This is a genomic window from Exiguobacterium sp. MMG028, assembly GCF_027947425.1.
Classification (GTDB): domain Bacteria; phylum Bacillota; class Bacilli; order Exiguobacteriales; family Exiguobacteriaceae; genus Exiguobacterium; species Exiguobacterium aestuarii_A.
On sequence record NZ_JAQJIN010000001.1, the window covers coordinates 390,348 to 403,088 of the forward strand.

The 12,741-nt window shown below is 46.8% G+C and carries 17 protein-coding genes; 11 read left to right on the forward strand and 6 right to left on the reverse strand.

The window, feature by feature from the left end; translation table 11 throughout:
* Positions 1–38: 38 nt before the first annotated feature.
* The 3 genes from PJK55_RS02085 to PJK55_RS02095 form a co-directional block, all read right to left on the reverse strand.
* A complete protein-coding gene (locus tag PJK55_RS02085) occupies positions 39–254 on the reverse strand; it encodes a hypothetical protein (protein ID WP_224861405.1) in 216 nt (71 codons plus the stop codon).
* 16 nt (positions 255–270) lie between these two features.
* Positions 271–678: a hypothetical protein gene (locus tag PJK55_RS02090; RefSeq protein ID WP_271304641.1), complete on the reverse strand. Its 408-nt coding sequence runs from the start codon at positions 676–678 to the stop codon at positions 271–273.
* Positions 679–758: 80 nt separating this feature from the next.
* Positions 759–1,532, reverse strand: coding sequence for a sporulation protein (locus PJK55_RS02095; RefSeq protein ID WP_224861401.1), 774 nt, complete (start codon positions 1,530–1,532; stop codon positions 759–761).
* A gap of 99 nt (positions 1,533–1,631) precedes the next feature.
* Between PJK55_RS02095 and PJK55_RS02100 the strand changes: the two genes are divergently transcribed.
* The 8 genes from PJK55_RS02100 (at position 1,632) to PJK55_RS02135 (ending at position 7,374) form a co-directional block, all read left to right on the forward strand.
* Positions 1,632–2,816, forward strand: a complete 1,185-nt coding sequence (locus PJK55_RS02100; protein WP_214782445.1) for a class I SAM-dependent methyltransferase — start codon at positions 1,632–1,634, stop codon at positions 2,814–2,816.
* Positions 2,817–2,851: 35 nt separating this feature from the next.
* Positions 2,852–3,280: a BrxA/BrxB family bacilliredoxin gene (locus PJK55_RS02105; RefSeq protein WP_214782447.1), complete on the forward strand. Its 429-nt coding sequence runs from the start codon at positions 2,852–2,854 to the stop codon at positions 3,278–3,280.
* Between the two features lie 56 nt (positions 3,281–3,336).
* A complete protein-coding gene (locus PJK55_RS02110; protein ID WP_074033280.1) occupies positions 3,337–3,678 on the forward strand; it encodes a DUF952 domain-containing protein in 342 nt (113 codons plus the stop codon).
* Positions 3,679–3,860: 182 nt separating this feature from the next.
* Positions 3,861–4,652, forward strand: coding sequence for a transporter substrate-binding domain-containing protein (locus tag PJK55_RS02115; RefSeq protein WP_012726549.1), 792 nt, complete (start codon positions 3,861–3,863; stop codon positions 4,650–4,652).
* 60 nt (positions 4,653–4,712) lie between these two features.
* Positions 4,713–5,372 carry an amino acid ABC transporter permease gene (locus PJK55_RS02120; RefSeq protein WP_012726548.1) on the forward strand — a complete coding sequence of 220 codons (660 nt, stop codon included), beginning with the start codon at positions 4,713–4,715 and terminating at the stop codon, positions 5,370–5,372.
* Positions 5,369–6,091 carry an amino acid ABC transporter ATP-binding protein gene (locus PJK55_RS02125; protein ID WP_214748098.1) on the forward strand — a complete coding sequence of 241 codons (723 nt, stop codon included), beginning with the start codon at positions 5,369–5,371 and terminating at the stop codon, positions 6,089–6,091. The genes PJK55_RS02120 and PJK55_RS02125 overlap by 4 nt, the downstream gene beginning before the upstream one ends.
* A gap of 30 nt (positions 6,092–6,121) precedes the next feature.
* Positions 6,122–6,796 (forward strand): metal-dependent hydrolase, encoded by a 675-nt coding sequence (locus PJK55_RS02130; protein ID WP_214748101.1) that lies wholly within the window; start codon positions 6,122–6,124, stop codon positions 6,794–6,796.
* Between the two features lie 8 nt (positions 6,797–6,804).
* Positions 6,805–7,374: an HD domain-containing protein gene (locus tag PJK55_RS02135; protein WP_271305259.1), complete on the forward strand. Its 570-nt coding sequence runs from the start codon at positions 6,805–6,807 to the stop codon at positions 7,372–7,374.
* Between the two features lie 43 nt (positions 7,375–7,417).
* Here PJK55_RS02135 and fadH read toward each other — a convergent pair whose 3' ends face one another.
* Positions 7,418–8,188, reverse strand: a complete 771-nt coding sequence (gene fadH / locus PJK55_RS02140; RefSeq protein WP_271305260.1) for a 2,4-dienoyl-CoA reductase — start codon at positions 8,186–8,188, stop codon at positions 7,418–7,420.
* A 256-nt stretch (positions 8,189–8,444) separates the two neighbouring features.
* Between fadH and PJK55_RS02145 the strand changes: the two genes are divergently transcribed.
* Complete coding sequence (locus tag PJK55_RS02145; RefSeq protein WP_271304642.1) at positions 8,445–8,990, forward strand: hypothetical protein; 546 nt, start codon at positions 8,445–8,447, stop codon at positions 8,988–8,990.
* A 47-nt stretch (positions 8,991–9,037) separates the two neighbouring features.
* Here PJK55_RS02145 and PJK55_RS02150 read toward each other — a convergent pair whose 3' ends face one another.
* Positions 9,038–10,108, reverse strand: coding sequence for an N-acetylglucosaminidase (locus PJK55_RS02150; protein ID WP_271304643.1), 1,071 nt, complete (start codon positions 10,106–10,108; stop codon positions 9,038–9,040).
* 77 nt (positions 10,109–10,185) lie between these two features.
* Here PJK55_RS02150 and PJK55_RS02155 point away from each other — a divergent pair, with 77 nt between their 5' ends.
* Together PJK55_RS02155 and PJK55_RS02160 are read left to right on the forward strand one after the other, a co-directional pair.
* Positions 10,186–11,184 (forward strand): aromatic acid exporter family protein, encoded by a 999-nt coding sequence (locus PJK55_RS02155; protein WP_214782456.1) that lies wholly within the window; start codon positions 10,186–10,188, stop codon positions 11,182–11,184.
* A gap of 173 nt (positions 11,185–11,357) precedes the next feature.
* Entirely contained in the window at positions 11,358–12,485 is a 1,128-nt protein-coding gene (locus tag PJK55_RS02160) for a M20/M25/M40 family metallo-hydrolase (RefSeq protein WP_214784020.1), read from the forward strand.
* A gap of 45 nt (positions 12,486–12,530) precedes the next feature.
* Here PJK55_RS02160 and PJK55_RS02165 read toward each other — a convergent pair whose 3' ends face one another.
* Positions 12,531–12,704, reverse strand: coding sequence for a hypothetical protein (locus PJK55_RS02165; RefSeq protein WP_214748115.1), 174 nt, complete (start codon positions 12,702–12,704; stop codon positions 12,531–12,533).
* Positions 12,705–12,741: the final 37 nt, after the last annotated feature.

Sequence of the window (12,741 nt, forward strand, 5' to 3'; positions counted from 1 at the left end):
TAAAAAAAGGAGGCACTCCTAGTGGGGCGCCTCCTTTTTCATGAGTTATAGCCAATGAATAGCGTGAAGAAGAAACTTGCAGCTGAGATGAGTAAGAGAAGGAGCGACATGGACATGCCCATGATGACGAGTCCTTTGGAGAGTCGTTGTTTGGTTTTGTAGAGCGCATACGCAAACATGAAACTGAATATGCCGAGCGTCGTGAATAACGTGAGCGGGATTGCTCGACCGTAAAGAAGGTGAAGTAAATCCAATGTTGAATCGTCCTTTCTAATCTTGCACCTTCTCGAATTGTCGTTGATGGACGTGATCCATCGATTTGATGGTCACAACAAACACGAGAAGGAACATCCAGTATACGAAGGTATAGTCTAAGGCAAATTCGGGAACCCCATCATGTCTGATCGAAGAAATCCAGAGAAGAACGAGTGAGGCTGGAAAATGAAACAGAAAAATAAAATATGGAACGAACTTTATGAATGATCGGGCATACGCAGACGGATGACGTATGACGAAGATTACAATCATACCGATGAAAAATCCGATGCCACCAAGCGTGAAGAAAGCGAGCGAGTCAGACAAGTTAGTCTCTAAAATGGGCAAAGCAAGCATCGTAAGACCGATACTCCCGATTAAGATACACGCGAATAAAATGACGTCACCTCCAATTAATTCCATATAATTGTAACATATTGGATGGTTGAACTCGAGGTCTAAAACAACACGCCATTTCTAATAATGGCGTGTCGGTGAGCTCTTTATATCGATTGTTCAATCATCGATTCGATGTCGCGACGAACTTCAGCTGGTGACAAACGTGCAGCATCATAGCGGACACGATGCGTTGACTCGTCTGTTCCTGTCAAGTCTGCGAAAAGACTTCCGAGGTCGTGGACACTACGGTCGACTTGTATGAGTAATTCAATCGAATCCTCTTCTTGTAAGATGACGACTTCGACTTCATCTAACTGACGCCCGAAACGTGAGCCGTTCGCTGAATATTCGAGTTCTTGTGCAATCGGAAGACGACCTGAACGATGGCGTGCCGGGAGCATCTCTGTGTCGGCTTTCTTGAGACGGAAACCGAGCTCGTCCATCGCATCTAAAATGACTTGTTGTGCCGCGTTCGGTTGTACGGTAATCGCATCTTCATCTTTCGGATCGACGGCTTGTGCGATATCGAGTCCGGTCTCAATCCATGATTTTGATTGGCTGACAGAGAGTGGGGTATTGAACGGGACGTTGACCGTGAACGGAATCTCTTTCACTTCTCCAGGTCCGATCATAAATGGAGCCTCATTCAATAAAATCTTTTCGATCGTGAAGGTCGAGTATGTCGATTTGTCGTTGACCTCATGCTTGTACAGCGTATTGAAGAATAGGTAGATGCTGTCGACTGATTGTTCGACCGAACCACCTTCGATATGGACGACCCCGTTCAGTTCTCCACCAGGCGTACAGTGGCTTTCATTCAGACGTGTATCCACTTTTGCGGCACCAATTCCGATTGATGATAAAATCTTTTTAAACATATGTGTATCCTCCTTTGACGTAACGTCGTCTTCGTGTAATAGTATGTACGGACAGGTGAAACGATATGTTTCAAAATTTCTAAAAAAGGATTGAATCCATTGGAATATAAAGCGTTACAAGAACGTCTCGAAGACGTGATCCAATTAAATCATCTCGTGTCGGCGACAATCAGTCAACCCCGTCAAAAATCAAGTGATCTCAGACGCGTCAAATTGAAACCGGTCATGCTTCGGAATGCATACCACATCCAGTTCGAATATCAGTACGAACGGGTGATGAACCATAAAAACTTACCGCCGGATGAGGCTGTAGAAGAATTGCTCGAACTTCTTGAAACGTTCAGACAGGGACAGTTTCAGTTAAAGGAATCTGATCTCCAATTCCAGTTATCGAAAAAGTTCAAAGTGACATTGAAAGAAAAGCAGACAGCTCAAAAAGAAATTCAGTTGAGCCATAATCGGGAAAAGCAGTATGTACTTCCGCTCGATAAGCCGGTCCCGTTCTTGATTCGACTTGGCATCCAGTCGAGTGATGGGAAAGTGAAGCGACAAAAGTATGACAAGTTTAAACAAATCAACCGCTTCCTTGAGTTCATTGAGGATTCGCTCAAACACTTGCCGACAGACCGTACCGTCCGAATCTTGGATTTCGGTTCAGGGAAATCGTATTTGACGTTCGCGCTCTATCACTTTTTACACGAGATGAAAGGGTATGATGTCCATATCACGGGTCTCGATTTGAAAAAAGAAGTCATCGAAGAATGTGCATCGATTGCGAAAGACTTAGGATATGAGCGACTCGAGTTCTTAGTCGGAGACATCAATGAATATGAAGGGGAGACAGCTGTCGATATGGTCGTGACGCTTCATGCTTGTGACGTGGCGACCGATATGGCGTTAGCCCGTGCCGTCCGGTGGGGGGCGAAAGTCATCTTGAGCGTCCCTTGCTGTCAGAAGGAGTTAAATCGTCAACTTCAAGCACCGAATCTAGACGTGATGCTCCAGCACGGATTGATCAAAGAACGGTTCGCCTCGCTCGCAACAGATTCGATTCGGGCCGAACTTCTTGGACTTGTCGGTTATGAAGCTCAATTACTGGAGTTCATCGACCTCGAGCATACGCCAAAGAACATCATGATTCGTGCCTATTTGACGAATCGAGTAGCGAGTGATGAGACGAAGGCTCGTTACCTCGCTTTTAAACAAATGTTACAGGCAGATCCGTTCTTAGAACGTGAATTGAGCGATAGACTTGTCCTCGAGGTAGAACAAGACGTAAAATAAGGGAGTATAGACGAAATGTCGAAAGGGGAAACAACATGGATTTTCAATTATATTTTCAAGATGTAGTCGAACAAGCGCGTAACGAAGTGCGTGCTGCAGGATACACAGAGCTAACGACACCGGACGAAGTGGACGGGGCACTGAAAAAAGAAGGGAAGACACTTGTACTCGTTAACTCGGTTTGTGGTTGTGCAGGCGGAATCGCTCGTCCGGCCGCGGCTTACGTAAACAAGATGGAAGGCGTCAAACCTGACCATTTCGTGACCGTGTTTGCAGGTCAAGACCGTGAAGCAACAGATCGTGCACGTGAGTATTTCGAAGGATATGCACCGTCTTCACCATCGATTGCCCTCCTCGAGGATGGAAACATCGTGACGATGGTAGAGCGTAGTGAAATCGAGTCGTCAACTGCGGAAGAACTCGTCGACCAATTAAAAACATTGTTCGATATCTACTTCGCATAATCAAGCATCGGCGCAAAGGCACTGCCTTTGCGCTTTTGTGAAAAGGGGCAGTGTATATGGAACCAGTCATCAAAATTATGACAGAGGCAGAATATATGATTGCCCTGTCACGCGGTGAGATCAATGAACCGTCGCTTCAATCGGAAGGGACGATTAAATGTTGTACACCGCAACAGATCGGAAAGGTCGTCAAAGCGTCGTATCCGGGAGAAGCGGTCGTGCTCGTCTCCCTTTACGTCAATCGTCTTGGGCAACTGTTACATTATGAGTTAGATGAGGATGGGGAACGTTATCCGCACGTTTATAGTGCCATCCCAATGTCATCCGTTAAACAAGTCCAACCATATGGGTCTCGCGACAATGGAACGGTCACATATTTCGCTTTCGAGCGAATGTGACCTTCTTTTTTTGTATAAAATGCATGAATATACTTTACAAGTAATAATTATGTGTATATAGTGGTTGAAGACACAAGTCGGACAACTGATGTGTCCTAGAACAGTTGAGCTACGTTCACACATATGTCATAATTTTGTTAAAGTTCTGATAATTATCATTCAACTATGAAAGGGAGATGAAGATGAAAAAAGGTTTTCTAGCATTATGTTTAGCAGGACTGGCCGCGTTCTCAGTCGCATGTGGGGCAGACGTGAACGAAGGAGGATCGACATCGACCGATGGTGAGGATGACAAAGTCATCGTCATGGGTACGAGTGCCGATTACTTCCCTTATGAATTCGTTGACACAGCGAACGGCGACGAAATCGTCGGATTTGATATCGATATCGCCAAAAAAGTGGCGGAAAACATGGGATATGAATTGAAAATTGAAGATATGGACTTCGGAAGCTTGCTCGGAGCCCTCAACGCGGGTCGTGTCGACTTCGTCATGGCTGGTATGACACCGACAGAAGAGCGTAAAGAAAATGCCGATTTCTCGGATATCTATTTCACAGCGGTGAACTTGATCTTATCAAAAGATGATTCACTTCAATCACTTGAAGATTTGAAAGGCAAAAAGATTGGTGTCCAGCTTGGTTCGATTCAAGAAGGAATCGCACAGGATCAAATCACAGACGCTGAAATCGTCTCATTGAACAAAATTCCTGAGATCATCCAGGAAATCAAGACAGGACGTATCGACGCAATGGTCATCGAAGATACGGTCGCGAAGAAATACCTCGAGCAAGACAGCGAATTGACAACATTTGAAATCGTGGACGAAGAAGAAGCGGGCTCTGCTGCTGCCTTCCGTAAAGACGATGAACTCCGCGATCAATTCAACGAAGAGTTGAAGAAGATGATCGACAGTGGAGAAATCGAAGAGTTAGCACAAAAATGGTTTGAAGAAGAGGCTGCACCAGCCGAATAATGAATCGTACGAGGCTGACTGAAGATGAATCGGTCAGCCTTTTTTTAGGAGGAACTTACAATGGATTTTAGCCGGATTTATGATTCGATCCCTTACATACTTGAGGGGATCCCAGTCATGTTCCAGGTGGTCATCGTCTCGGCATTGATCGGGATCTCACTTGGTATTGTCGTTGCAACACTGAAAATCGTACCGAATCGTCTCATCAACTTTATTGGACATGCATACACGGCTGTATTCCGTGGGACGCCACTCATCTTGCAACTTGCCATCATTCACTTCGGGTTGCCGCAATTGACTGGCTATATCACGACACCGTATCAATCGGCAGTCATCGCCTTCTCATTAAACTCAGGGGCGTATATTTCAGAGATTATTCGTGCTGGTATTCAAGCGGTCGATAAAGGCCAATGGGAAGCATCTGATGCCTTAGGTGTCCCATACGTCAAACAATTACGTTCAATCATCTTGCCGCAGGCGTTCAAGAACATCTTGCCCGCCCTCGTCAACGAGATGATCACGTTGACAAAAGAGTCGGCCCTCGTCTCGACGGTCGGCGTACTCGACATCATGCGCCGCGCACAGATTGTCGGTGGGCAGAAGGCGATCTACTTCGAACCGCTTCTATTCGCCGGTGTGATATACTTTACGATAGTGATGATCTTGACGTATCTTGGACAACGTCTAGAAAAACGGTTAAGAAAGAGTGATGGAAGATGATCGAAGTTAAAGACCTACACAAACAATTTGGTGACTTAGAAGTATTGAAGGGAATCACGACGACGATTGAGCGTGGTGAAGTGGTCGCCGTCATCGGACCGTCTGGGTCTGGTAAATCGACATTTCTGCGTTGCTTGAACATGCTAGAAATCCCGACGAGCGGGACGGTCAGTGTGGATGGATTCGAACTTACGAAAAAAGGGGCGAACGTCGCGAAGGCTCGCCAAAATATCGGGATGGTGTTCCAACAGTTCAACCTCTTCCCGCATATGAGCGTATTGGACAATTTGACGTACGCACCGGTCAACGTCTTGAAAGTTAGTAAGACTGAAGCACTCGAACGTGCGAAAAAATTGCTCGAACGTGTCGGTCTCTCTGAGAAAATCGACGCCTACCCGAGCCAATTATCGGGTGGACAAAAACAACGTGTCGCGATCGCACGTGCTTTGGCGATGGAACCAAACGTCATGTTATTCGATGAGCCGACTTCGGCACTTGACCCTGAGATGGTCAACGAAGTACTCGATGTCATGAAGGGGTTAGCTGAGACAGGGATGACGATGGTCGTCGTCACACACGAAATGGGCTTTGCTCGTGAAGTGGCAGACCGTGTCCTCTTCCTTGATGAAGGAATTCTGATGGAAGAAGGAAAACCGGCCGACCTATTGTTGAACCCGCAGACAGACCGCGCGAAACGATTCTTAGAAAAAGTGTTGTAATCTGAACTTACGAAGGAAGGATGAATGCACATGAAAATCACTTATTACGGACACGCGACAGTAGGATTTGAGATCGATGGCGTAAACGTGTTGATCGATCCATTTTTGACGAGTAACCCTCATACGGAAGTAGACCCTTCTACACTACGCCCAGACTATTTGTTGCTCACCCACGCTCATTTTGATCATATCGAAGATGTCGAATTGATCGCGAAAGAGACGGGTGCGACGATTGTGGCGACGCATGAGCTCGCGACCTACTATGAGAAAAAAGGATTTTCTGTACACGGAATGAATATCGGTGGCGGACACGCCTTCCCGTTCGGACGCGTCACGATGACGCAAGCCTTCCATAGTTCAAGTTTCGATATGGGTGACACACCGATCTATATGGGAATGCCAGCTGGATTCATCATTGAGACGAATGAGCTGACGCTCTATCACGCTGGGGATACGAGCCTGTTCTCGGATATGAAAATGTACGGAGAACGTTTCGAAATCGATGTCGCTTTCCTTCCAATCGGAGACAATTTTACGATGGGACCTGCAGATGCATTAGACGCGGCGCAGTGGCTCCAAGCCAAACGGGTCGTCCCAATCCACTTTGATACGTTCCCGCCAATCAAGCAGGACGCTCAAGCATTCTGCGACCAGTTACATCGCCGTGGTCTTTTGATTGAACCGAACACGACGATCGAGATTTAAGCGTGGATATGATACAAGCGACGAAAACGTTCGTCGAACAAATTCATGCAGAAGACCATACAGGGCATGACACCGCTCATATTGAGCGCGTCGTCCGACTGGTGGAGCGCTTGATGAAGGATGAGCCTGTCGACGAGACGGTGCTCATCCTTGCTGCGTATTTACATGACGTGGAAGACCATAAGTTCGGTCGACCGAAAGGACTCATCAAACAACATTTGACTTGTCTAGAAATCACTGAAGAGCAAGCAAACTTGGTGCTGACTTTAATTGATGAAGTGTCTTTCTCAAAAGGAAGGCAACCGACGACTCGCGAAAGTGAAATTTTGCAGGACGCCGATCGTCTTGATGCCATCGGAGCCATTGGGATTGCGCGAACGTTCCAATACGCTGGTTCTCGCGGAACACCGCTCGATTTGTCAGATCAGAGTGCCATTCAACATTTTCAAGATAAATTGTTGAAACTGGCGTCTAGGATGCACACCGTAAAAGCGAAACAATTGGCGATGTCACGGCATGCTTTTATGGAGCGCTTTTTGGTGCAGTTTCACGAGGAGTGGGATGGAGAAGACATATAAAAGGACGACCGAGACATCTAACTCGGCCGTCCTTTTAATTAGATTAGAATGGATGTTTGTTTAGCCAGTGGCCGCCGTCAAGAGAGATACAATCTCCGTTCAAGTAGCGCATCTCGTCAGAGGCAATCCAATAGGCCAAGTCAGCGATTTCTTCCGGTGTTCCAAAGCGTCCGAGCGGGACGTTGCGGCGAATCCGCTCCACTTCTTTCACATGGGACACGAGTTTTTCCGCACCGCCTGTCCGTTCAATCGGTCCTGGGCTGATTGCATTGACACGGGCACCGAACTGATAGCCCCATTCGACTGCGAGCGTTCTCGTCAAATTTAAGACGCCCGCTTTCGCCGCCGCACTCGGTGCGACACCAGGCCCTGCCTGCCATGCATACGAGGCGACCATGTTAATGATTGACCCGCCTCGCAATTCTTCTACTTCCCAATGTTTCCCGAGAACATGGGTACAGTTAAATGTGCCGTTCAAGACGATATCAATGACGCTTGCCCAACCGTTCGGAGACAAATCGAGTGTCGGACAGACGAAATTACCTGCCGCGTTGTTGACGAGTGCGTGAACCGGGCCGTAAGCGGATACGATGTCAGCGAGTGCTTGAGCGCATCCTTCATAATCACGAACATCATGCTGCACACTCATCGCTTGACCTGCTTCAATAGTGTTCAGTTCGTTCATCGCTTCTAGCAATCGTCCCTCGTTTCGACCACTGATGGCGACATTCCATCCTTCTTGTTTAAATTTTAATGCCATGGCTTTCCCCATACCAGACGATCCCCCGGTAATCCAAATCGTTTTCATAATGATTCCCCCTTGAAAAATGAATGGTCGTTCATTCTATGTATTCGTCTTCTGATTTAAAATTCCTTCAATCAGATGTCATTTGGTGTTGAATCATTTCTTCGACAAGAAGCGTATATAGAATATGGTACGATTGAAGTGCGTAAGATGATGTCAATCCGGTAGAGGGGAATGCTAAGCCATGAAGCGACTGTTAGGAATAACACTTTTCAGTATATTTGTTTTGATAGCGCTCATTTTTACGAATATGAGAGATGATAATTTGTCCGAACCGATTGAAAAGGTGACGAATTCTCAAGTCGAAACAAAGACCGTTCCTGAGATGACTGTGGGTGAACTAAAAGGTATCTTAACTGAATTCCAACAAGATGTGGCTCCACAAATCAAGAACGATTTCGAACGGAAGTTGGCAGAACGATTGTACGTGGAGATGAAACTTTTTGATGAAAGCATTGATATAAACAAGCTCATAACGCGCGCTTCAGAGCAAGCTGATTTTGAACGTGCTTGGTTGACTCATGCGAAAGACGAGTATGGGGTCGTCGTAACAGATGAAGAAGTCGATGGTTGGATTGAACAAGGACCTGATGCGGAGGTAGTCGAGTCACAAAGACGGTATGCTGAGGCAAAAGAAATGAGTGTATATGAGCTGAATCATAATTATGATCGCGATCAATATGTGAAATGGGTTGTTTGGGAAAAACTAATCCCACTCATCACGGAACGATACGAAGAGTCAAGTGAGCAAGTGCTCGACAACAATCGACTCATCGAGCTTTACGAAAAAGAAGTGAAGGATACTCTATGAATCAATGATACATCAATCAGCCCGACTCATTTGAGCCGGGCTGCTGTTCATTTCATTTGTTTCAATTGTTCCAAGCCAAGTTCACGATCGATTGCATACATCGTACCGGCGACCTTCTCACCCCAATACGGGTCTGAGGCGTAGAAGATGTTAATTCCTTCTTGTTTGTTACCAGGGTAATCTCCGCGTGCGTATGGACCTTTTACATATTTTGTGGCGAACAGTTCGGCAGCCGCGTCAACGCTCGCTTCAACCGTCTCAAAGGTTGTGGCATTGCCGCTCGGGTCGTCATCTGTTGCCCGGAATCCGAACAAGTTACGTTTTTCCCGTGCGATGTCGGACGTCCCAAACCTCGACTCATGACCGGCTACAGCGAGTAGGAATAAGGCATTGATGCCATATGTCTCTTCCGCACGTTTAAAGGCGTCACCCTCTCCAGCGAGTGGCGAGTCGATGGATTGTAAATACTGATCGAACGCTTTGGCGGAATAGGGCGACGATGATCGGATCGAAGCGAATTGATAAGGAGAGTCGAAGACGTCTCGGACACGTTCCGTATAAAAACGATCTTCTGAGCGCTTTTCTGTCGGTCCGACAAGAAACGTGCCGGCGAGATTCGCATTCGCCTCGACGGAATGATACACATCACCATTTCGAATCTCGTAGTAACCACGTCTTTCCACGACGGCTTCTGGGAACAATGCCATTTGATCCGGTTTCACATAGACGTCTGCGCCTGATATGCGTACTTTCAAATGGTCTTCGCCTCGTTCAAGAAGTTGAAGTCTTGTACCACCAGCGACATAAGACTGACGTTTTTTAAACGATTGATCTTCGTAAAGGTTCGTGATGGCATCGCTTGGAGTCACGACCACACCGGTGCCTGTGAAATCGAGAACTTCTCCAGAAGGAGAGAATAAGGTGCGGTTGTTTCCCGCTGCCATATAGCGTTTTGCCTCAGCAAGAGATTCGAACGACCGTGTGACACGGTCTCCGTTCGTGACGGTTTCGACAGTATACGTGTCTTCACGGCCGGACTGAATCCATAAAAATGCGGCGATGGCGAGACTAAGCGTCGCAATCATCGGCCAAATCGTACGTTTTTTCTTTCGTTTCAATCAGATCACTTCCAAACTTTTGAATTGCCAAACGAGTTGATTTAGTCAACAATTTGATGGAGAAGGGGGAAATCAGTATGAAAATTGGAACGCGGACGTTAAAAACCGCGGTCGCAGCGGGTATCGCAATGCTCATTTCCGAGACGATTCATCTTGATTATTTTGTATTTGCTGCTATTATCGCCATTTTGAGTATTCAAGAGACACGCAAGAAATCCATTCGCGCCTCTTATGAGCGTGTCATGGCGAGTCTTCTCGCCATCGGGATGGGCGCCGCGATGTTTACGTTACTCGGTTATTCACCGGTGACGCTCACACTTTATTTTGTCATCTTCATTCCACTCGTACAACAACTGAAACTGCAAGATGGACTCATTACGAGTGTCGTGATCTTGACGCATCTCTATACCGAGGCGCAGTTCTCGCTTGAATTGTTCATCAACGAGTTATTGCTCATCGCGATTGGGGTCGGGGTCGGACTCGTCGTCAACATGTATATGCCGACGCTAGACCGCGAAATCGAGCGAATCAAAGACAGTATCGATCGATCACTTGCCGTACTTTTTTACGATGTGGCAGCATGTGTCGAGACCGGTGTGTATAACAATCATTCGATGATGCTGATCAAGACACGGGACTATTTGAAAGAAGGGAAAGATTTAGCCCTTCGACGTATGGGTAACTCCATCGGGAAACGGAATGAAGATATGGACTATCTCTACTTCCGGATGCGGGAGCGACAATACGATATTTTGAAGCGGGTCGCTGATAACGCAAGAGAGATCACCATGGTCGTCAATGAAGCAAAACCCGTCGCAACATTTTTGCGTCGTGTCGGGGACCACGTGAACGAGCAGGCTGACGCTTCCGTTTTTCTGCAAGAACTTGAAGAAATGATTGAACATTATCGAAAAAACGTACCTCTCCCCACAACACGTGAAGAATTTGAGGTACGCTCATCCTTGTTGAACATTTTATCGGATGTGAAAAGTTACTTGATCTTGAAAGAGCGCTATATTTTGCTCTTAAAAGAACATGGTCATGCTCGAGAGAAACGTGCTGATCAAAAAGATTGAGACGATGACGATGACGCCAATTTGAATGATGCGTTGTCGTCTTTTTTGCTTTTTCTTCATAACTTGCCTCCATGTACGTGTTTGCCATCATTGTACAGAATGGAAAAGATTCGTGCAATCTAAGGGAGTTTGTTATAATGGTCAAGAAATGTTTGGATGGAGGGATGTTGTTTATGGTAAACGAGACACGTGTGCTCGACACATTTTTAGGATTGGTCGGCATCGATTCAGAAACGAAGGAAGAAGCTGTCATTTGTGAACACTTGAAAGCGGTATTCACAGAACTTGGATGTGATGTGTATGAAGACGATGCATCAACGAAGACAGCACATTCTGGTAACAATTTGATCATCACGTTGCCTGCAACGAAAGAGAATGTTGATCCGATTTACTTCACAGCTCACATGGATACGGTGACACCTGGGAAGGGAATTAAGACGAGCATCAAAGATGGATATGTCGTCACGGATGGCACAACGATCCTCGGAGCAGATGATAAGACAGGTCTCACAGCGATGATTGAGCTTGTTCGCGTGTTGAACGAAAAACAGATTCCACACGGTCAGATTCAATTCGTGATTACGGTCGGGGAAGAATCAGGACTCGTCGGGGCGAAAGTCTTGGATTTATCAAAAATCGACGCGAAGTTCGGTTTTGCGCTTGACTCGGACGGTCCAGTCGGCGACATCATCGTCGCGGCACCGACGCAAGCGAAAGTGAACGCGAAGATTTATGGAAAGACGGCTCATGCGGGTGTCGCTCCTGAGAAAGGGATTTCAGCGATTCAAATCGCAGCAAAAGCCATCGCGAAGATGCCACTCGGTCGAATCGATGAAGAAACAACGGCGAACATCGGACGCTTCGAAGGGGGACGTGCCACAAACATCGTTTGTGACTATGTCGAAGTACTCGCTGAGGCTCGTTCGCTCATTCATGAGAAGATGGAGAAACAGGCGGAAACGATGAAGCAAGCCTATATCGAAGTGGCGGAGTCATTCGGTGGTCGTGCCGAAGTCGACATCGACATCATGTACCCGGGATTCAAGTTTGAAGAAGGCGATGAAGTTGTCGAGGTCGCAAAACGTGCGGCGGCGACAATCGGACGTCCGACACGAATCTTGCACTCAGGCGGCGGTTCAGATGCGAACGTCATCGCCGGTGGCGGGATTCCGACAGTCAACTTAGCGGTCGGTTATGAAGAAATTCATACGACAAACGAGCGGATGCCACTTGAAGAGCTATATAAACTCGTCGAGTATGTCGTCACGATCGTCGAAGAAGTCGCATCACCCAAGCAATAAAAAAGAGCCGACCATTCGTCGGCTCTTCGTATGTGTTCGTACTCGTTATGCTGCGAACTCCAAAGACTCCAAAATCAACTCGTCTGTGCAATGAAGTTCGATCGCTATGTCGTGAATGCGGATAGAGGTGCCTTGTTCCTGTTGGTGCAAGCGATTTATCAAAGCCGCACGGTCTCGAATCGTCTCATAAATGGATTCGGGTTGTTCTGCCTTGGTCATCACAAATCACATCCTTTTCAGCGATTACCACAAGTAT

Bases quoted from the DNA above. Each gene is read 5' to 3' on its own strand.
- PJK55_RS02090 (WP_271304641.1), bottom strand. From the start codon at position 678: ATGGAATTAATTGGAGGTGACGTCATTTTATTCGCGTGTATCTTAATC.
- PJK55_RS02095 (WP_224861401.1), bottom strand. From the start codon at position 1,532: ATGTTTAAAAAGATTTTATCATCAATCGGAATTGGTGCCGCAAAAGTG.
- PJK55_RS02105 (WP_214782447.1), top strand. From the start codon at position 2,852: ATGGATTTTCAATTATATTTTCAAGATGTAGTCGAACAAGCGCGTAAC.
- PJK55_RS02110 (WP_074033280.1), top strand. From the start codon at position 3,337: ATGGAACCAGTCATCAAAATTATGACAGAGGCAGAATATATGATTGCC.
- PJK55_RS02115 (WP_012726549.1), top strand. From the start codon at position 3,861: ATGAAAAAAGGTTTTCTAGCATTATGTTTAGCAGGACTGGCCGCGTTC.
- PJK55_RS02120 (WP_012726548.1), top strand. From the start codon at position 4,713: ATGGATTTTAGCCGGATTTATGATTCGATCCCTTACATACTTGAGGGG.
- PJK55_RS02125 (WP_214748098.1), top strand. From the start codon at position 5,369: ATGATCGAAGTTAAAGACCTACACAAACAATTTGGTGACTTAGAAGTA.
- PJK55_RS02130 (WP_214748101.1), top strand. From the start codon at position 6,122: ATGAAAATCACTTATTACGGACACGCGACAGTAGGATTTGAGATCGAT.
- PJK55_RS02135 (WP_271305259.1), top strand. From the start codon at position 6,805: ATGATACAAGCGACGAAAACGTTCGTCGAACAAATTCATGCAGAAGAC.
- PJK55_RS02155 (WP_214782456.1), top strand. From the start codon at position 10,186: ATGAAAATTGGAACGCGGACGTTAAAAACCGCGGTCGCAGCGGGTATC.
- PJK55_RS02160 (WP_214784020.1), top strand. From the start codon at position 11,358: ATGGTAAACGAGACACGTGTGCTCGACACATTTTTAGGATTGGTCGGC.
- PJK55_RS02165 (WP_214748115.1), bottom strand. From the start codon at position 12,704: ATGACCAAGGCAGAACAACCCGAATCCATTTATGAGACGATTCGAGAC.